At 55.2% G+C, this 18742-nt stretch carries 19 protein-coding genes; 15 read left to right on the forward strand and 4 right to left on the reverse strand.

Features of this window, described 5'->3' with window-relative positions:
* The first annotated feature begins 75 nt into the window (after positions 1-75).
* The gene (locus MHH28_RS01335) at positions 76-702 is read left to right on the forward strand and encodes a rhomboid family intramembrane serine protease (RefSeq protein WP_405110733.1); all 627 of its coding nucleotides are present in this window, start codon (positions 76-78) and stop codon (positions 700-702) included.
* A 14-nt stretch (positions 703-716) separates the two neighbouring features.
* Positions 717-1634, forward strand: coding sequence for a LysR family transcriptional regulator (locus tag MHH28_RS01340; RefSeq protein WP_405110736.1), 918 nt, complete (start codon positions 717-719; stop codon positions 1632-1634).
* Between the two features lie 34 nt (positions 1635-1668).
* Here the strand turns inward: MHH28_RS01340 and MHH28_RS01345 are convergent, their stop codons facing one another.
* Both MHH28_RS01345 and MHH28_RS01350 read right to left on the reverse strand, forming a co-directional pair.
* Positions 1669-2346, reverse strand: coding sequence for a zinc metallopeptidase (locus tag MHH28_RS01345; protein ID WP_405110739.1), 678 nt, complete (start codon positions 2344-2346; stop codon positions 1669-1671).
* 34 nt (positions 2347-2380) lie between these two features.
* Positions 2381-2812, reverse strand: a complete 432-nt coding sequence (locus tag MHH28_RS01350) for a MerR family transcriptional regulator (protein WP_036725200.1) — start codon at positions 2810-2812, stop codon at positions 2381-2383.
* 728 nt (positions 2813-3540) lie between these two features.
* Here MHH28_RS01350 and MHH28_RS01355 point away from each other — a divergent pair.
* The 4 genes from MHH28_RS01355 to MHH28_RS01370 all read left to right on the forward strand — a co-directional run bounded on the left by MHH28_RS01355 (position 3541) and on the right by MHH28_RS01370 (position 7672).
* Entirely contained in the window at positions 3541-4935 is a 1395-nt protein-coding gene (locus tag MHH28_RS01355) for an ammonium transporter (RefSeq protein ID WP_405110743.1), read from the forward strand.
* 29 nt (positions 4936-4964) lie between these two features.
* Positions 4965-6047: a DUF294 nucleotidyltransferase-like domain-containing protein gene (locus MHH28_RS01360; RefSeq protein WP_405110746.1), complete on the forward strand. Its 1083-nt coding sequence runs from the start codon at positions 4965-4967 to the stop codon at positions 6045-6047.
* Positions 6044-6793, forward strand: coding sequence for an exonuclease domain-containing protein (locus MHH28_RS01365; RefSeq protein ID WP_405110749.1), 750 nt, complete (start codon positions 6044-6046; stop codon positions 6791-6793). The genes MHH28_RS01360 and MHH28_RS01365 overlap by 4 nt, the downstream gene beginning before the upstream one ends.
* 318 nt (positions 6794-7111) lie before the next feature.
* Positions 7112-7672, forward strand: a complete 561-nt coding sequence (locus tag MHH28_RS01370; protein WP_405110752.1) for a TlpA family protein disulfide reductase — start codon at positions 7112-7114, stop codon at positions 7670-7672.
* Positions 7673-7765: 93 nt separating this feature from the next.
* On the opposite strand, the gene cimA is transcribed toward MHH28_RS01370, so the two are convergent.
* On the reverse strand, positions 7766-9385 hold the full coding sequence (gene cimA / locus MHH28_RS01375; protein WP_405110755.1) for a citramalate synthase: 1620 nt from the start codon (positions 9383-9385) through the stop codon (positions 7766-7768).
* Between the two features lie 194 nt (positions 9386-9579).
* On the opposite strand from cimA, the gene MHH28_RS01380 reads away from it, so the two are divergent.
* The 3 genes from MHH28_RS01380 (at position 9580) to MHH28_RS01390 (ending at position 12997) form a co-directional block, all read left to right on the forward strand.
* Positions 9580-10872, forward strand: coding sequence for a DNA polymerase IV (locus tag MHH28_RS01380; RefSeq protein ID WP_405110758.1), 1293 nt, complete (start codon positions 9580-9582; stop codon positions 10870-10872).
* 159 nt (positions 10873-11031) lie between these two features.
* On the forward strand, positions 11032-11274 hold the full coding sequence (locus MHH28_RS01385) for a ferredoxin (protein ID WP_405110760.1): 243 nt from the start codon (positions 11032-11034) through the stop codon (positions 11272-11274).
* A 259-nt stretch (positions 11275-11533) separates the two neighbouring features.
* The gene (locus tag MHH28_RS01390) at positions 11534-12997 is read left to right on the forward strand and encodes a L,D-transpeptidase family protein (RefSeq protein WP_405110763.1); all 1464 of its coding nucleotides are present in this window, start codon (positions 11534-11536) and stop codon (positions 12995-12997) included.
* On the opposite strand, the gene MHH28_RS01395 is transcribed toward MHH28_RS01390, so the two are convergent.
* Positions 12994-13131 (reverse strand): hypothetical protein, encoded by a 138-nt coding sequence (locus MHH28_RS01395; RefSeq protein ID WP_405110766.1) that lies wholly within the window; start codon positions 13129-13131, stop codon positions 12994-12996. The genes MHH28_RS01390 and MHH28_RS01395 overlap by 4 nt on opposite strands.
* 154 nt (positions 13132-13285) lie before the next feature.
* On the opposite strand from MHH28_RS01395, the gene MHH28_RS01400 reads away from it, so the two are divergent.
* From MHH28_RS01400 to MHH28_RS01425, 6 genes are all read left to right on the forward strand, one after another.
* A complete protein-coding gene (locus MHH28_RS01400) occupies positions 13286-13780 on the forward strand; it encodes a hypothetical protein (RefSeq protein ID WP_405110768.1) in 495 nt (164 codons plus the stop codon).
* 155 nt (positions 13781-13935) lie between these two features.
* Positions 13936-15030 carry a quinone-dependent dihydroorotate dehydrogenase gene (locus MHH28_RS01405; RefSeq protein WP_405110771.1) on the forward strand — a complete coding sequence of 365 codons (1095 nt, stop codon included), beginning with the start codon at positions 13936-13938 and terminating at the stop codon, positions 15028-15030.
* 27 nt (positions 15031-15057) lie between these two features.
* Positions 15058-15870 carry a GTP pyrophosphokinase family protein gene (locus tag MHH28_RS01410; protein WP_036725183.1) on the forward strand — a complete coding sequence of 271 codons (813 nt, stop codon included), beginning with the start codon at positions 15058-15060 and terminating at the stop codon, positions 15868-15870.
* Positions 15836-16318 (forward strand): DUF309 domain-containing protein, encoded by a 483-nt coding sequence (locus MHH28_RS01415; RefSeq protein WP_405110773.1) that lies wholly within the window; start codon positions 15836-15838, stop codon positions 16316-16318. The genes MHH28_RS01410 and MHH28_RS01415 overlap by 35 nt, the downstream gene beginning before the upstream one ends.
* A 69-nt stretch (positions 16319-16387) precedes the next feature.
* Positions 16388-17938 carry an RsmB/NOP family class I SAM-dependent RNA methyltransferase gene (locus tag MHH28_RS01420; protein ID WP_405110776.1) on the forward strand — a complete coding sequence of 517 codons (1551 nt, stop codon included), beginning with the start codon at positions 16388-16390 and terminating at the stop codon, positions 17936-17938.
* A 3-nt stretch (positions 17939-17941) separates the two neighbouring features.
* Positions 17942-18706, forward strand: a complete 765-nt coding sequence (locus MHH28_RS01425; protein ID WP_405110779.1) for a pseudouridine synthase — start codon at positions 17942-17944, stop codon at positions 18704-18706.
* Positions 18707-18742 lie beyond the last annotated feature (36 nt).

Genomic DNA, 18742 nt, shown 5'->3' on the forward strand with positions numbered 1-18742 from the left:
CTGCCAGAATAAATTATAATCTTTTTAGAAGCTGGATGTCGAGCTTGGGACAACATACATAAAAGGATGGGTGTTATGATTTTTATAAGATATGAGAAGTGGAGAAGTTATCTCCGGTATTATCCGGTGACCTGTGCGCTGATTCTGGCCAACGTGATTATGTTCATTGTGCTGTCCCTGAACGGCGGCTCCACCAACCTGTATACGCTTGTGAAGTATGGGGCTACGGTCAATCTGGGTGCTGAAAAGGATGAGCTGTGGCGCTGCGTGACGGCGATGTTCCTGCACAATGGCTTCGCCCATTTATTCTTCAACAGTTTCTCGCTGCTTGTGTTCGCCCCGCCGCTGGAGCGTCTGATGGGCTGGTGGCGTTATGCGCTGCTGTATCTGGGCGGCGGCTTCGTTGCTAATCTGCTGTGGGTTCTCATTAGCAGCCGCGGGAATGTGGAGATCGGAATTGTCTCTGTAGGGGCCTCGGGGGCGATCTACGCCGTCTATGGCGCTTTCCTCTATATTGCGGTCTTCCAGAGGGCGATGATGGATGAGGGCTCGCGCAAGACGATCTACGGACTTCTCATGATGGGGATTATCATGTCCTTTGCTGCTCCAAAAATCAATTATATGGCTCATATCGGCGGCTTGATCGCCGGATTCTTCATCTATGGGCTAATTATCCGTGTATTCAAACGAAACCGGCGATAAGGAAGGGTGTAATCGTGGAGCTTAGACAGCTGCAGTATTTTCTGAAGGTTGCCCAGAAGGAACATGTCACCAGAGCAGCGGAGGAGCTGCATGTCGCACAATCTGCGGTAAGCCGCCAGATTCATCAGCTGGAGCAGGAGCTGGGGGTGGATCTGTTCATGCAGAAGGGGAGGAATCTGCAGCTTACTCCTGTGGGGCAGCTCTTTTGCAAAAGAGTGGAGTCCGTGCTGAATGAACTCGACCGGTCGGTGGCAGAGGTGCACGAATTCCTTGACCCGGAGCGGGGAGAGATCCGCATCGGCTTCCCGCACAGTCTCGGAACCCATCTGATTCCTTCAATTGTAGCGGAATTCCGCAGTCATTATCCCCATGTGAAATTCCGTTTCAAGCAGGGAGCCTATCCTTCCTTAATTAAGGATGTCATCTCTGGAGAGGTGGATCTGGCCTTCATCTCCCCGTTCCCGGAGAATGTAGGGCATGTGGCCGGGGATATCGTGATGACCGAGGAGCTGTTCGCCATATTGCCGCAGAACCATCCGCTTGCAAGCAGGGAAGTCATCCGGCTGGAACAGCTGCGGGATGAGAAGTTCGTGCTGTTCAGCCAAGGCTACTCGCTGCGGCCGATTGTGTGGCAGGCTTGTCTTGCGGCGGGGTTCAAGCCGCAGATTGCTTTTGAAGGCGGGGAGACCGATACGATCCGCGGCCTGGTTGCGGCCGGGATGGGGGTAAGCCTGCTGCCGGAGATGGCGCTCTACCAGACCAACCCGATGCAGCCTGCACAGGTCCGGGTGGTGGAGCCTACGGTGACCCGAACGGTCGGGCTGATTCACCGGGCGGAAGGCAAGCTGCCGCTGGTCGCCCAGTCCTTCCGTAACTTCCTGCTTACCTATTTCAAAGACAGACACACAGACAATACCCCGGTCGGCTCATAGCCTACCGGGGTATTGTCTGTGTAGTGTATAATCCTTAGTCCCGGTTGCCCAGGAACATCAGGATCAGGCGGATCAGTTCGAGCAAGGATACCAGAGCCGCTGCCACATAGGTAAGCGCTGCGGCATTCAGAACCTTGGCCACGCCGCGCTCTTCATCGTTGCGGATGAAGCCCTGCTGTAACATAATCGTGCGCGCACGGCTGCTGGCGTTGAATTCGACAGGCAGTGTGACCAGCTGGAACGCTACTGCGGCGGAGAAGAAGATAATACCTAGACCAATAAGATTCAACGAGCTGAAAATGAAGCCCGCCAGCAGCATGAAAGGCGCGACCCCGGATGCGAAGTTCACAACCGGGAACATCCGGTGGCGGAGCGACAGCATCGGATAATGCTCCTTATGCTGAATCGCATGGCCGATCTCGTGACAAGCGACGGAGACCGCTGCGATGGAGCTTTCATAATATACAGGCTCCGACAGCCGCACAACGCGGTTAATCGGGTCATAGTGGTCTGTGAGGGTTCCCGGAACCGGTTCAATGGGAACATCGTAGAGGCCGTTGGCGTCCAGCATGCGCCGGGCAGCTTCATAACCCGTCAATCCGTTCATATTAGGCACCTTGGCCCATTTCTTGAAATTGCCCTTGACTCTGAACTGGGCCCATAGCGAGAAGATAAAAGCGACAGCTAACAATACATACATTAGGGGCATCATATGTGCTCATTCCTCCATTATAAATTACAAGCTGTTACATTGGCGGTCCCTGCGTCAGCAGAAGCCGAATCGCTTCCATGCAGGCAACGCCCTGAGGAATCAGTGCTGCCAGTGCCCGGTTAGCCTGGCCCGGCTTCAAGCCGCTGATCACGGGCTCCAGCGCCTTCACTTCACGTTCAAGCTGCTGCATCTGAAGCTCAAGCTGGACCAGCTTGCCGGAGACCTCGGCCTCAGGTGTGGCTGCGTTCCATTTGCCCATCAGGGATTTGATTTCTTCCAATGTATATTTCTCTTGCTTAAGCTGATTAATACGTTGCAGAACGACTAAGGTTTCATGGCTGTACAGCCGGTAATTCTTCATGCTCCTGGATTCCGGTGTAATCAGTCCAAGCTTCGTATAGTAATCAATGGTACGTTCGCTGATACCGGCCGCCTTGGCCAGCTCTCCGATCCGGTAAAGGGTCATATCTCCAAGTTATCTCACCTCGCTATAAGAGTCAGCTGGAATACAGCAGGGCTCTTTCATTAGAATTCCCTGACTTCATTATATTCCTCCGGAAATTTCGCATTCGCTGCGTAAAATAATCATATCAAATTGGAAACCGTACAGTCAAACGTGACGCTTACTTTAAAGTATATGCTGACTTTTTATAAAGATGCTTTAACCCGGAAGGCTTCATAGCACTGTGCAAAAGGCAAATTCTTCTTATAGAAACCAATAAACAAAATAAACGACTTAACGCGGGTTGGTCTGGAGGCGATTGAACCGAAGAGTCCCTTAAAATGAGTGAAGTTAGGATTAACCTAACACCATATGTCATATATACAATCACATAGATCAGCGGGAAACCCGCAGGATTGCAGAAGACAGAGGGTGGTGCGGGGAGTGATCATGGGAAAATAAAGGGCATGTTTACTAATAGGGATTCATAAAAATGCAGTGTGAGGCAACGAGCGAAGCACTTCTGGCTGTATGCGTTTGCATAATTGATACATAAGGTCCTTGGCTGTTCATGGCGGGCTATCGGAAACGCCGTCCGGAATAGGCATAGAGTGTAGAATAGTTCAGCTTGCAAAATTAAATTCAAACATTCAAAAAAATAGTCTTGTCAATTTACCTGACTTCTGATTATAATGACATTAAGAGTTTCACGCTTTGTTAGAAAACATAACATATGGGGAGTGGGGTACAATATGAAAAAGAAGTTGTTGATGATGTTCCTGGCTATGATTACACTGATGATCTATCCGGTCAGCGCGTTTGCGGCTGAGGGTCCGGCAGCACCGGATCTGCAGATCGGACTCGACACTGCATTTACGTTCCTGGCATTTATCCTTGTATTCTTCATGCAATCCGGATTCGCATTACTTGAGGCTGGTTCGGTCCGGATGAAGAATGCCGGCCACGTGGCCGGTAAGACGGTACTGACACTGGCCATTGCAAGCTTGTGCTTCTGGGCACTGGGCTTCGGTCTTGGCTTCGGAAACGGCAACAGCTTCTTCGGAACTACGGGCTTCTTCTACGGTGGAGATTCAACCGGATCTGCGTTTGATTCCCTGGCCTTCTCCGATGTAACGCTGAATACTAAATTCCTGTTCCAAATGGCATTTGCCGCAGTTTCCCTGGCGATTGTATCCGGCGGTATGGCTGAACGTGCTAAGCTTAGCGTATATATTATCTTCGGAATTCTCTTCTCGGTTGTGATTTATCCGGTTGTAGCTCACTGGGTATGGGGCGGCGGCTGGTTGGCAGAGCTGAGCATGCAGGATTATGCAGGTTCTACCGTAGTCCATCTTACAGGTGCAACGGCGGCTGTAGTGGCGACCATTCTCCTCAAGCCCCGTCTTGGCAAATTCAACAAGGAAGGCAAGCCGGTCATCATCCCGGGCCATAATCAGGTATTCACTGTGCTGGGGGTTATCATTCTCTGGTTCGGCTGGTTCGGATTCAATCCCGGCAGCGCGTTGTCCCCTATGGGCGGGTTCTTTGGACACGTAGCGTTGACTACAAACATTGCAGCGGCGGCAGGCGGTCTGGCAGCACTGGCGGCATCCTGGCTGTACTTCGGCAAATCCGATATTCCGGCCATGCTTAACGGCGTACTGGCAGCTCTGGTTGCCATCACCGGTGCCTGTGCCTTCGTAGAGCCTTGGGCAGCAATCATTATCGGTCTCGTGGCCGGTGCCTTTACCTTCATGACTTCGCAGTGGCTGGAGCGTGCAGGGCTTGATGATCCGATCTACGCTTTCTCCGTACATGGTATTGCCGGTATGTGGGGGGCGTTGTCTACAGGGCTCTTCGCAGCACCTGATCTGATTGAACAGGGCGCACTTGTAGGGAAAGCCGGCCTGTTCTATGGCGGAGGCTTCCATCAGCTCGGCGTACAGGCGCTGGGTGTAGTCGGAACCTTTGTGTTCGTAGCTGTGATGTCCTTCGTCATCCTGTATGTAATGAAGATAGTTATGGGTATCCGTGTAACGGAAGAAGAGGAATTGATGGGTCTGGATATCAGTGAGCACGGTACGTACGGTTATCCTGAACAAATGAAGCTGATCAGTGAATCCGAATCCAAAACCCTCAAACACTAATATCTATACTTAAGCAGGGAGGCGGACTGATGGCTTCGGTGGAGACAGCAGATTGGAACGAAGAAGAAAATTACTTGTCCATCGTAACAGCCGGTTCGCCGGAGGAGCTTAAGGCCAGGCGTACCGCTTGTCAACAAGTGCTGCTGGAGCAGTTGGGTGTGATTCCCGTTCAGGAATGGATGCACCGGGTCAATGCGATGCATGACCAGCTTGCCGGGACGGCGGTACGCATATGTGAGGCGCAGATGAAGGAGGCGGGCTATGGCCTGCCTCCCTGCGCCTATTCCTTTATTGTGTTCGGCAGTGCGGGCCGGCAGGAGGCTACGCTGTGGAGTGATCAGGATAACGGCTTGATTGTGGAGGAAGCGCTGGAGGGTGAACGGAAAAGCTATTTCGAGGCTTTTGGCAGCATGCTGTCGGATATGCTTGAGGCGATTGGCTATGAGAAATGTGAGGGCAGGGTGATGTGCTCCGAGCCGCTCTGGCGCAAGTCGCTGGCTGACTGGAAGCGCCAGCTGTCAGACTGGATGGAGCAGCTCGAATGGGAGCCTGTCCGGTACCTGATTATCGCTTCGGATATGCGCCATGTAGCGGGAAGTGAGGCGCTGTCTGCGCAGTGGCGGGAAGCCCTGCATGCCGGATTCACGGACAACAGCAAATTGACGTTGGCGGTACTGCGCAATACGGTGCGCCATAAGGCAACACTGAATCTGCTGGGACAAGTGCTCACAGAACGGTTCGGTGACAATGCCGGCGGCTTCGATGTCAAATACGGCCTCTACATTCCGCTTGTTAATATCGTCAGGCACCTGTCGCTACTGCACGGAATCGAAGCCACTTCGACCCTGGAGAGATTGGATGAACTGGCTAAGCTGGATCAGTATCAGCATCTGGCAGAGATCCGGCGGGCTGTCCTGACGGCGCTGAGGATGCGGGTGAATACACCGTTTACGGTGACGGACGGTCTGCTCGTGAGCAGTGATTATTATGCCGAGAATGATCTGAAGAACAAGCAGCTCCGGGCGGAGCTGCGGGAAAGCCTGCTGCTGATCAGACGCCTGCATAAGGCGCTGCAGCGGCAGCTCCGGTCAGCGGAAAGGAGACAGCTATGAAGGAGCCGAGCAAAGGCGGAGGATTCTGGAATAATCTGCGGCAAGGCGGAATGCCCTCCGCCATCGCTTCCATGAGAGGCGGAGAGTCAGCGCAGCAGACAGCCCAGCAAATGGCCTTTATCCGTTCTCTGATGCGCGAGAAACGGCGTCCCGAGGTGCTGCACACTCCGCTGTCTGAACTGGAGACGGTAATATTCGATCTGGAGACTACGGGCTTCTCCCATCAGGGCGGGGATGAGATTATGTCTATTGGGGCGATCCGCGTAGTCGGGGAAGAGATCAAGGCAGAGGAGTGCTTCTACACACTGGTGAACTGCGGGGCAGCGATTCCTGATCATATTACCAGGCTTACCGGAATCTCGGCAGAGATGACCTCGGCTGCCCCGCCGCTGATGGACGGCCTGCATAATTTCATGTCCTTCGTCGGGCAGCGGGTGCTGGTAGCCCACGGAAGTGCCCATGACAAGGCGTTCCTGAACGCTGCCTTATGGAAGACCTCCAAGGTTCAGTTAACCCACCGTGTACTGGATACGATGATGCTGGCCCGCTGGCTGGAGCCGCACCGCAGCAATTACACGCTGGATGAGCTGCTGGCGATCCACGAGATTCCCATTGAGGGCCGCCATCATGCGCTGGAGGATGCCAGGATGACAGCGAAGCTATGGGTGTCGTACATCGGCCAGATCTCACAGAAGCACCAGGTGGATACGCTTGGTGACTTGTATGCCTATCTAAGCAGGACATGAGCGCAGGCGGCGGGTCAGGCGCTACGTGCGTGTTTGGCCGAAGGCCAATACACATGCCCCCCGCTGCGGCAGCGCCAGCAGCTGTCCGCAGGTATTCCTGCGGACAGCCGGGCAGCAGAAGCTTCCCCAGCCTCTGCTGTACGGAAGAGCCCGGTCTGAACAGCCGGAGGCTTCCCTGGACCGCTGTCAGCTTTACCCCTCTCTCTTCATGGGATTTCGTCTTTGACGGAATCCTCTTTTTTATGTAAATAACGTTTGAAACTGGAGCAAGTGGGGGTACAATAGAGGAAAATCCTCCATGCAAAGGAACTGAACCTTATGAAAGCGGTCCATAAACGGAATGTAACGATTCTGGCCTTGATTGTTTTTTTGGCCGTTCTTGCGATAGAGCATAAAGTGAAGTCTGAGCCTAAGGCGGTTACTGCCTTGCAGCAGACGGCGGAACCGGAGACCGGTGCTTACGCTGGCATGAAGGCTCCTCCTTTTACGATACAGGAAGGGGATAAGCAATATACGGTCGATGGGGCAAGGGAGAAGGCGGTCATTCTTAACTTCTGGGCCTCCTGGTGCGATCCTTGCAAGCAGGAAGCTCCTGAGCTGAACAAGCTGGCCATGAAATACAGCGAGGTGCTGGATGTATACGGAATTAATGTGGCCAGTGAGGATTACAAGCCTAATGCGGAACGGTTCGTTAAGAAGTACATGCTGACCTTTCCGGTAATGTATGATCTGAAGGGCCAGGTCTTCGACAAGTATAACGGGGCTGTGTTCCCGACCAACGTCTTGATCGATAAGAACGGGATCATCAGCGAGATTGTTCTAGGCGTCTTGAGCGCAGAGGAATTGGAGAAAAAAATTATCGCGCTGACCGGCTCCTGACAGAGGTACTCAGCCGCATAGTACAAAGCCCTCCTACGCGGCGAACTATCCGCATAAGAGGGCTATTGGTGATGAATAGAGTCTCTGAACCGGTCAGTGATTGACCAGACCTCTCGGCTCACTGCTGGTCTGAATGCCCTGATCCAGCGAAATCTGCCCCAGAAGGGCATAGCGCATGGAATCGACCAGAGCCTCCCAGCTCGCTTCGATCACATTGCCGGATACGCCAACCGTGTTCCAGGTGTCGCTATAGTCTTTGGATTCAATCAGCACACGCACCTTGGCGGCAGTCTGGTCCTGCTCATCCAGCACGCGGACCTTATAGTCGGAGAGGTGCATATCCTTAAGCTGCGGGAAGTAGGTCTGCAGCGCCTTGCGCAGCGCGTTATCCAGCGCGTTAACCGGTCCGTTGCCCTCGGCGGCTGTGTACAGGTTCTCGCCGCCGACCTTCAGCTTGACGAAGGCTTCGGATACGACAGGGCGGCCGGCGGTTTTCTCAACCAGCATCTTGAAGGACTCGAAGGTGAACAGCTCATTCATCTCGCCGGTCGCTTCCCGGAGCAGCAATTCAAGCGAAGCATCAGCCCCTTCGAACTGATAGCCCTGATGCTCAAGATCCTTGATCTTGTCAATCACCTTGCGCGCCTGCTCGCTGCTCGGGTCGAGGCTGAGGCCCATCTCCTGCGCCTTGGATAGGACATTGCTCTGTCCGGCAAGCTCGGAGACCAGGACGCGCTGCTTATTGCCGACCAGCTCAGGGGCGATATGCTCGTACGTCCGTGAATCGCGCAAGATGGCGGATACATGGATGCCGCCCTTGTGGGCGAAGGCAGCTGTGCCGACGTAAGGCTGGTTCACCGGCATGTTCACATTGGCGACCTCGCTGATGAACCGGGCCGTGTTGGTTAATTGCGGCAGGGAGTCGCCGGGGATACAGTGATAGCCCATCTTAAGCTGAAGCGTCGGAATGATGGAGCACAGATTGGCATTGCCGCAGCGCTCGCCGTAGCCGTTGATGGTCCCCTGGACCTGCCGGGCACCGGCGCCGATGGCGCTCAGGGTGTTGGCAACCGCAAGCTCACAATCGTTGTGCGTGTGAATGCCGAGTGGCGCTCCCGGGAGCAGCAAGCCGATGCCGGTCACGATATCGTGAATCTCGTGCGGCAGGGTGCCGCCGTTCGTGTCGCACATCACCAGCCAGTCTGCTCCAGCCTCGCGGGCACGGGTGAGAACGGCGGCGGCGTATTCAGGGTTGTTCTTGAAGCCGTCGAAGAAATGCTCGGCATCGAAGATGACCTCCAGCCCCTTACGCTTCAGATAGGAGATGGAGTCGCCGATCATGGCGAGGTTCTCTTCCAGGGTGGTCTGCAGGGCGGTGTGAACATGGAAATCCCACGATTTTCCGACCAGTGTAGCCGCCGGAACGCCTGCGTCAATCAGCCGCTGCAGCCCTTCGTCCTGCTCGGTTACAGTGTTTTTGCGCCGAGTGCTGCCGAATGCGGTAATCTTGGCATTCAGATGCAGGTCCTTTACTCTTTTGAAAAATTCGATGTCCTTGTTGTTGCTTCCCGGATTGCCGCCTTCAATATAATGGACACCCAGATCGTCGAGTTTCCTGGCAATCTTCAGCTTGTCATCCGCCGACAGACTGATCCCCTCGCCTTGTGTTCCGTCGCGCAGGGTAGTATCGAAGATGGAGATAGACTTAGACATGAGTGTCCTCCTAAAAGTGTTATTAGCCTTCGTATTGGAAATTAATTTTTATATTATAGCATTTTTACGCGGGAAAGTAACAAAGAACTTTTCATCCCGCTGTCACGAGCGCCCCTCTGGCAAGTTGACCTCCCGCCGGGGTAGAGGTATGCTGACAATAACAATGGAACCCCGAAGATAAGAAGGTGGATACCATGCAGAGTGTGGATCAATATTATCCGGCGAGCGGCAGGGTTATTCTGCATGTGGATATGAATGCCTTCTACTGCTCTGTGCATGAGGCGGAAGATCCGGAGCAATATAAGGGCAAGGCGACAGCGGTGGCGGGCAGCGTGGAGGCCAGAAGGGGCATTATCGTCACCTGTTCCTACGCCGCGCGCAGGCTGGGCATCTCCACCGGTATGCAGGTGCAGAAGGCGCTGCGTATTTGTCCTTCCTTAATGCTTATTAAGCCGGATTTTCATCTATACCGCAAGTACTCAAATGCATTTATGCAGATTGCCTACAGCTATACCCCGCTGCTCGAAGCGGTCTCGATAGACGAATGCTATCTCGACATCACCGGCTCCCGCCAATTCGGCACGCCGCCGGAGATTGCCGAGGCGCTGCAGCGGCGGATTATGGAGGAGCTGGGCCTGCCCTGCTCCATCGGAATTGCCCCCAACAAGCTGCTGGCGAAGATCGCTTCCGATCTGAAGAAGCCCAGCGGCATCTCCGTGCTGCGGCTGCGCGATGTGCCGTCTGTTCTGTGGGATAAGCCGTGCAATGAGATGTTCGGCATCGGCGGCAAGACGGCTGAGAAGCTGCGCAAGCTGGGAATCTACAGCATCGGACAGCTGGCGGCGGCGGATGAAGCGATGCTGGTCAGCCATTTCGGCGTCATGGGAGCCTGGCTGAAGCGGGCGGGAAACGGAATTGACCATGGGATCGTGAATCCGCAGCGGGAGCAGAGTAAATCCATCGGTCACACGACAACGCTGCCGCATGATGTGGTGGGGCTGGCTGAGGCGCGCCCGATCCTGCTGAACCTGAGCGATCAGGTTGCGCGGAGGCTGAGGAAGCAAGGGCTGGTTGCAGCGGGGGTACAGCTGACGATCCGCACGCCGGATATGAAGACAATCACCCGCTCCCGCCAGCTTGAGGCCCCCACGGAGAGCGCCGAGGATATCTATAAGACGGCGTGCGACCAGTTCGCGCGCCACTGGAAGGCCGACAAGCCGGTGCGGCTGCTGGGGGTAACACTCCAGGGGCTGATACCCAAAGAGGAGTCGGCCATTCAGCTGGACCTGTTCGACTACGAACGGCAGCCGAAAAAGGAGTCGCTCAATAAGGCGATGGATATGCTGCGCAACAAGTTCGGCGAGAATGCGGTGCTGACCGCGGGGATGCTCAGCGACAGCCACTCGGCGCGTCTGCGTAACCATAAGGAGCGGGGCACCTCGCTGCAGAAGGATAATCTGGGGGGCGCTGACAGGGATATGGACTGAAATCAGGCCCGGCATCAGCCGCTTGGGGCCTCCCTGAGAATGAGGCAATAATGTCAACACATTGAAAATTCATTGAAATTGTATCCTATTTATATTAATATGAGAAAAATAACAGGCTGCGACTGCAGGCTGTATTGTTAAGCGGGAGGCAGAGATAAAATGGCTAAGTACACTTGGGTCGAGAAGGACACATGCATCGCTTGTGGTGCTTGTGGCGCGACGGCCCCTGATATTTTTGATTACGATGACGAAGGTTTGGCAGAAGTAATCTATGAGAACGACGGCAACCACGGTAATGTAGAGATTCCGGACGACTTGTTCGATGACCTGCAGGATTCAGCTGACGGATGCCCTACAGATTCCATCAAGATTGCGGATGCGCCGTTCAACAAAGAAGGCTAATCGGGGCTTCTATCCATCAGCACTGGAATGGTAGGAACGGATGCAGGTTGAACCTGCATTCGTTCCTGCCATCTACATAAAGACATCTTCTGACCGCAATAAATGCGGCTTGAGGTGTCTTTTTTTGCGGCCTCTGCCGATATAAAATAGAAGGTACATACGAATACATAACCATATCACCACAAGCGGGAAGGATCGGAGGGGGACTTAAGGGACGGCTGGAGCGGAAGCGTCCGGAGATCCGAAGGGGTCCCCCGCAGTGCCGACTGAGCTTAAAGCGGAGGCCAACATGAAGAATGCTCAGCATCTAAAAGCTTATGTACAAATGCATCCGGATAATAAGATGGCATGGTACTTGCTTGGTAAGGAATACTATAAGAACAACCAGTTCGGGAAGGCGAATTACTGCTATAACCAGGCTGGAGAAGTGTATGAGGCTTTTGAACGCAGCAAGGTGCCGGCGGAAATGCTTCAGCAGTATGAGGAGGGCCTGCTGGAATCGGCCCGGGAACGGCAGACGGCGAGGCTCAGGAAGCGCCGGGTGCTGCTGGCACTAATGCTGCTGCTGCTCATGCTTATTCCGGCTGCCGTCGCACCGGGACTTCTGCCGGACAGTAAGGGCACAGCTGCGCCGGTCGAGACGATCCCGGTCGCGCTCACGCTGCCGGAGACAGCCGAAGAGAAGCCGGTAAGTCCGCAAGAACCGGCAAGTCTGGATTTCACGGCGGCAGCGTCGGATGCTGCTGCGGGGGGCGGGGGCCTGGCAGCCATCCTGAAGTCGGCGAAGACGCCTTCCGCCACCGCGTTGCTCGGCATGAAGCGCTCGGGCAAGTGGCTGCTGTGGAGCAAAGGGCTCCCGCTGGAGGCCACCCTTGCCAAGAGCGGAGAAGGGCGTATAGTCTATCAGTCCTATAATCCGGCAGCATGCGCATGCCAGCCGCCGGATGCGGCGGAGCTCAAGCAGCAGGGACTGAACTGGCAGAAGCAGCAGGAGGAGCTGGCTGTGCTCTGGAGTGCGCTGCGTGCGTACAAGAGCAGCAAGGGGGCTTATCCCGAAGCGGCGCAGGAATTAGTGAAGCCGTTCCCCGCGAACGTGCTGGGCGGCATCACCCCGCTGATGAAGGAAGCCTTCGCACCCCTGCGTGCGGCTGCACGGGGAGAGGCTCCGCTGCTCTCGGCTTCCCCGCAGCCGGCTGCCGGCCAAGACTCGGGTACTCCAGGGCATGAGCAGGCGGGCGGAGGGAGTCCGGCGGCGGGGCCGGGGGAGAAGCTTTTTTTCAAAGAACCGCTTGCTATTATTGTGGATAAGCACAGCTACCGTCTGGCCGTCACCAGCGGGAATGTGATTCTGCGGAATTATGCCGTGGGACTCGGCGGAGACAAGACCCCTGAAGGGGAGTTCGTCATTAAGGATAAGGTGGTTAACCCGAACGGGCGCGATAACGGGGAATTCGGCAGCCGCGGCATGCAGCTCTCGGACAGCAGCTATGCGATTCACGGAACGAATGAGCCGGACAGCATCGGCAAGGATGAATCACTGGGGTGTATCCGGATGAGCCGGAAGGATGTGGAGGAGCTGTTCGCCATGGTGCCGATGGGCACGAAGGTTCAGATCAGTCAAGGGGTTCTGCCTGAGGAGCTGGTCGTACCGGAGGAACGTTTCCCTTCGGATTCGCCCCGTAATCAGACCAACCCCCATAAAGTATACCATTGGCTGAATTAGTTCCCGGCCACGAGAAATAGTACAACAATGAGAGCAATCAGCACTACCAGGCTGGCGCTGATCCACAGAATGGCTTTGCGGTTCACTTCTTCTTTTTTCTGCTGGAGTGTAGGAGGTTTGCGTTTCGTTGACATTTGGTCACCCTTCTTTCTCTCTTTATTCTGTGATAACCCTTACATGTAGATTGGCGGCATTGGACGGAACTTGTACCCGCTTCTCTATTTTAGTCTGGATGAAAAGACAAGTCTAGCTGCAATCTCTTTCGGTGGGGACTGGAGGGCCGAAGTCTTGGTCTATACAGAGGAATACCGGCTGGAGTATCATAAGAAAGGTTTTATGCTGCAGCGTGAAGAACACAGAAGCAGGAGTGATGGGAGTATGGCAAGCAGGTCCAAAAGCGTTATTCCGGTGCTCCGTTACCGGTATGAAGGTCCCCGGAGGAATATAGGCTACACCTTGTCTCCGTTATATCTGAACGAGGAGGCGGGCGGGGACCAGCCGGAAGAGATGCTGTTTATTTATAGTGAGGATTTCGAGTATCTTCAGCCTGCCGTCAGCCGTGTGTTCCCGCTAACCGATCCTGTAACCGGAGAAGAGATGGCCTCGCTGGACCCCTGCTGGGAGAACCCTATTCCGAAAAGCTTGTGGGAGTCCATCTTGACTGAGCTTGAGCAGCAGGCAGGCTTAGACTCTGAACTACAGAATTTCCTGGAGCAGTTCATAAGCTGGGCAAGGAATCATCTGCGGACTGCGGATGGAATTGAAATTACGGGGAATCTGTGAGAAATGGCGGCGGCACCAAGGAAGTACGGCCAGGCGGTGACAACCGCCGCGCCAAAAAACTTTTCTTTTCCCCCGGAAACGGATAAAATTAAGAAGAAACTTATAGATACGGGAGTCGCCCAGCGATTTGTGGTTCCCTTGAAGGAGCGAGAGCGGTGCTGTATCGACATTTTGGTAAACCAATTTTCTTTAAAATGGACCCCGAGACGGCGCATCATCTCGTCATCGGCGGCCTGAATAAAGCAGATCTAGTACCCGGCGGGAGTGCAGCCATGCGCCTGATGTACGGGGTTCCTGAGACCTCTGACCTCGCAGTGGACCTGTTCGGGGTACATTTCCCGACGCCTGTAGGCTTAGCCGCAGGACTGGATAAGAACGCGGAAGCGGTAGGAGGCTTCTCTTCGATCGGCTTCGGATTCATGGAGGTAGGCACGGTAACTCCTGTAGGCCAGCCCGGCAATGACAGCCCCCGGCTGTTCCGGCTGCTGCCCGACAAAGCGCTTATTAACCGGATGGGCTTCAATAATGAAGGCGCCGAGGCTATGGCTGAACGTCTCAAGAAGCTGAAGAAGCGCAGAATTCCGGTGGCGGTCAATATTGGACGCAACAAGGCCACCCCGAATGAGCTGGCGCATGAGGATTACCGCAAGTGTATCCGTACGCTGTATCCGTACGGTGATTTTTTTGTGGTCAATATCAGCTCGCCGAATACCCCGGATCTGCGGAGTCTTCAGCATGGCAGCGAGCTCTCGAACCTGCTTAGCGAGGTTAAGGAAGAGATGGAGCTCCAGCGGGCGAAGACGGGCATCACGAAGGGGCTGCTGGTTAAGATTGCCCCCGATGTCAGTGACGCTGAGCTGGAATATATGGTACATACCATCACGGAAGCGGGAATGGACGGCGTGATTGCCACCAATACGACCCTCTCCCGTGAAGGGCTGCAGAGCGATAAGGCCGGTGAGACGGGCGGGCTGAGCGGCCAGCCGCTGCGTGATCGTTCCACGGAGATTATCCGCAGAATCTATAGCCAGACCGGCGGCAGGCTGCCGATTATCGGGTCGGGCGGGATTTTTACAGCCCAGGATGCTTATGACAAAATACGGGCAGGCGCCAGTCTGGTCGAAATTTATACAGCACTCATCTATGAGGGGCCTGAGGTTAACCGCAGAGTGCATGCCGGACTCCGGCAGCTGCTGCGGCGGGACGGCTTCCAGAAGCTCCTTGATGCGGTAGGCGCTGATCATCACTGAAGGATGAATGGACAGGAGGACAAGGCGATGGACGTCAGGGACTGGGGAACTTTTCTGCTTCCTTATGAACAAACGGTGGAGGAATTGAAGGTTAAATTCAAGACGATGCGCTCCGAGCTCAAGAAAAGGGAAGAATATACGCCGATTGAATTCGTCACCGGCCGTGTGAAGCGGCTGTCTAGCATACTTGAGAAGGCCAAACGGTTAAACGTAAAAATGGAGGATCTGGAAACGGGCATTGAGGATATCGCCGGCATTCGCATTATGTGCCAGTTCGTCGAGGATATCCGCAGAGTGGCGGAGTACATCCGTGCCCGCAAGGATCTTGAAGTATTATATGAGAAGGACTACATTACCAATTATAAGGAAAGCGGCTACCGCAGCTTCCATATGATCATCAGATATCCGGTCCAGACTGCGCTTGGCCAAAAGATTGTGCTGGCTGAGATTCAAATCCGCACACTGGCAATGAACTTCTGGGCGACCATTGAGCATTCGCTGAATTATAAATACCGCGAGAGCCTGCCTGATGAAATGCGGGTTCGACTGAAGACGGCAGCGGAAGCTGCCTCCATTCTGGACAGCGAGATGTCGAGCATCCGGGAGGAGATTCTGGAGGCCCAGAAGACCTTCGAGGAGAACTCGAACATGACGACCCAACTGCTGAAGGCTATCCACCAGCTATATTTCTATCACCTTGTGAATGAAGCGATTGAGAGCCAGGAACGGTTCAATGCGATCTGGCAGGCTCAGGATATGGATGCGATGAAGGAACTGCTGGACCATGTGCGTGAGCTGCTCTCGAATGCCAAGAAGGGCAGCGAGCCGGATGGCTTATAAGCCGCTGTATCTGGCTTACCTCATCTACTTCAACCGGGACAGGGATTATTTCGAATGTCATGAGGTGCTTGAGGAACTATGGCTGGAAGAGCAGCGTGATCCGCTATACAAAGCTCTGCTTCAGGTGGCTGTCGGACTGTATCATTTCCGGGGCGGCAATGTGCGCGGCGGCCTGATTATGCTGAAGCAGTCCCATCAAGTACTGGGCAGATATCCGGCGGTAACGCTGGGTATCGATCTGGCGAAGCTGGTCCGGGAAGCGGGAGAGTATGCTGCCCGGCTGGAAGCTTACGCGGATCAGCCGTTCGATTATTATGATCTGACGATCCGCATCGTAGATCCCGTACTGGAGGAAGAGGTCAGGATTGCGGCGGAGTCGATTCAGCCGGTGGTGCCCCAGCGGCGCGGGCCGCAGCGGCCGGACCGGAGGAAGAATGAACGGAATTGAATAATCTCAGAAGAACAACAGGAGCACCCGCAGGGGTGTTCCTTGATTAATGAGCAGGGGGAAAGCATCATGAGGGCCGAGCTGCCCGTAACTTTCGTTGAACGCATGAAAGAACTGTTGGGACCGGAATATGAGCCATTTATGGAGACCTATAAGCAAGCACCTTACGGAGGCATCCGCGCCAACACACTGAAAATAACGGTGGAGGGGCTGCGGGAGCATTCCCCTTTTGCCAAAGACCCGATTGCCTGGTGTCCTTCGGGCTTCTATACGGCAGAGGGAGCGAGACCCGGCAAACATCCGCATTATCATGCGGGGTTATACTATATTCAGGAGCCGAGTGCCATGGCCCCGGTAGAGCTGCTGGACGTTCAGCCGGGAGACCGGGTGCTCGATCTGTGTGCAGCCCCGGGCGGCAAGTCTACCCAGATTGCCGCCAAGCTGCAAGGCGAAGGCCTGCTGGTCTCGAATGACCTGCACCCTGAACGGACGAAGGCGCTCGCCAAGAATCTGGAGCTGTACGGGGTACGGATCGGCATTGTCCTGAACGAAAGCCCTGAACGGATTGCGGCGGCGTTTCCCGGATTCTTCGACCGGATTCTGGTCGATGCTCCCTGCTCGGGAGAGGGCATGTTCCGCAAGGACGAGGATATGGTCAAGCAATGGGAGCCGGGGACACCGGCCAAATATGCGGAGATGCAGCGTGAGATTCTGCGGGCCGCAGCTTCAGCGCTGAAGCCCGGCGGTACGATGGTGTACTCCACCTGTACCTTCGCTCTGGAAGAGAACGAGGAGATGATTGCCGGATTCCTGTCCGGACATCCGGAGTTCTCGCTGGTTCCCGCAGGCGGAACCGGACCGTTCGCCGCAGGACTCGGCCCGCTCCCGGGTGCGGCGCGGCTGTGGCCGCATAAGATCAAGGGGGAAGGGCATTTCATGGCGGTGCTGCGCCATGGTGGAAGTGAAGGAGCGGAGAGAGAAGTAGAAGCGCGAAAGGATCTGAGAGAGAGAAGTCTGTCCGCTGCACCCAAGAGCAAATCTGCCAAAACAGACTTGCCTCGTAAGGCAGATCACGGCCGGGGAAGCAAGGGAGGACGCGGATCTGGACACGGCTCCGGCTCTGGTAGAGCCGGAACGGGTCCAGGTTCGCAGTCACAGCGAACCGGCGGGAACGGAGAAGCCATAGGGTTCGCGGTATACGCGGACTTCATTCAGGAGCTGCTGGGGACGCAGCCGCCCGGACATGCCATATGGTTCGGGGACCATCTGTATATCTCCCCGTTGCCGCGTGAAGCACTGGACGGTCTGAAGACGGTCCGTCCGGGCTGGTATGTGGGGCAGATCAAGAGCGGAAGATTCGTTCCCGGTCATCCGCTCGCTACCGCGCTGCGTCCTGAGGAATGCAGCCGCTCAGTATCGCTATCCAGCGCCAGCGGAGAGGCGGTGTCTTACCTGAAGGGAGAGACCTTGTCGATCCCGGCAGAGCGCCTGTCCATTAAGGAAGGACATGCGCACAAAGGCTATACCCTCGTCTGCATCGACGGCTTCAGCGCAGGCTGGGGCAAATGGCAGGACGGACTACTGAAGAACGAATATCCCGCTGGCTGGAGGTGGACTTAGGGTATGACTACAGGAGGGAATGCAATTAAGAAGCAACGGCTTGACAAGGTGCTGTCCCACATGGGGATCGGCTCGCGCAGCGATATCCGCAAGCAGGCCAAGCAGGGGCTGATCACAGTAAATGGGGCTGTCGTCAAAGACAGCGGTCTCCATGTGGACCCGCAGCAGGATCGCATAGAGGTTGGCGGAGAGCCGGTTCTCTACCGGGAATTCATCTATCTGATGATGAATAAACCGCCCGGTGTATTGTCCGCCACCGAGGATAAGCGGGACCGCACGGTTCTGGATCTGCTTAGACCAGAGCATGCTCTGTTCGAGCCGTTCCCGGTCGGGAGGCTGGATAAGGATACCGTGGGGCTTCTGCTGCTCACGAATGACGGCAAGCTGGCGCATGAGCTGCTGTCCCCGCGCAAGCATGTCCCCAAAACCTACGAGGCCACCGTTGAAGGGGAGGTCAATGCAGCGGATGTGGCTGCTTTTGCCGAGGGTGTGGAGCTGGAGGATGGTTACGTAACGTTGCCTGCACAGCTTAGCATCCTAAGCAGAGAACGGGGCAGCCGGATACTGTCGTATATCTCGCTCACGATCACGGAAGGCAAATTCCATCAGGTGAAGCGGATGTTCGTAGCGGTCGGGAAGAAGGTATTGTTCCTGAAACGGGTATCGATGGGCGAACTGAAGCTGGATGAGGCGCTGCCCGAGGGAGCCTGCCGGGAGCTGACGCCCAGTGAGCTGGAGCTGCTGCGCGGCGGCGGGGCGAAGGATTAACATATCTGTTGAACAAAAGCCAAGCGCAGTTGACGG

The organism is Paenibacillus sp. FSL K6-1217 (assembly GCF_045040735.1).
Classification (GTDB): domain Bacteria; phylum Bacillota; class Bacilli; order Paenibacillales; family Paenibacillaceae; genus Paenibacillus_AQ.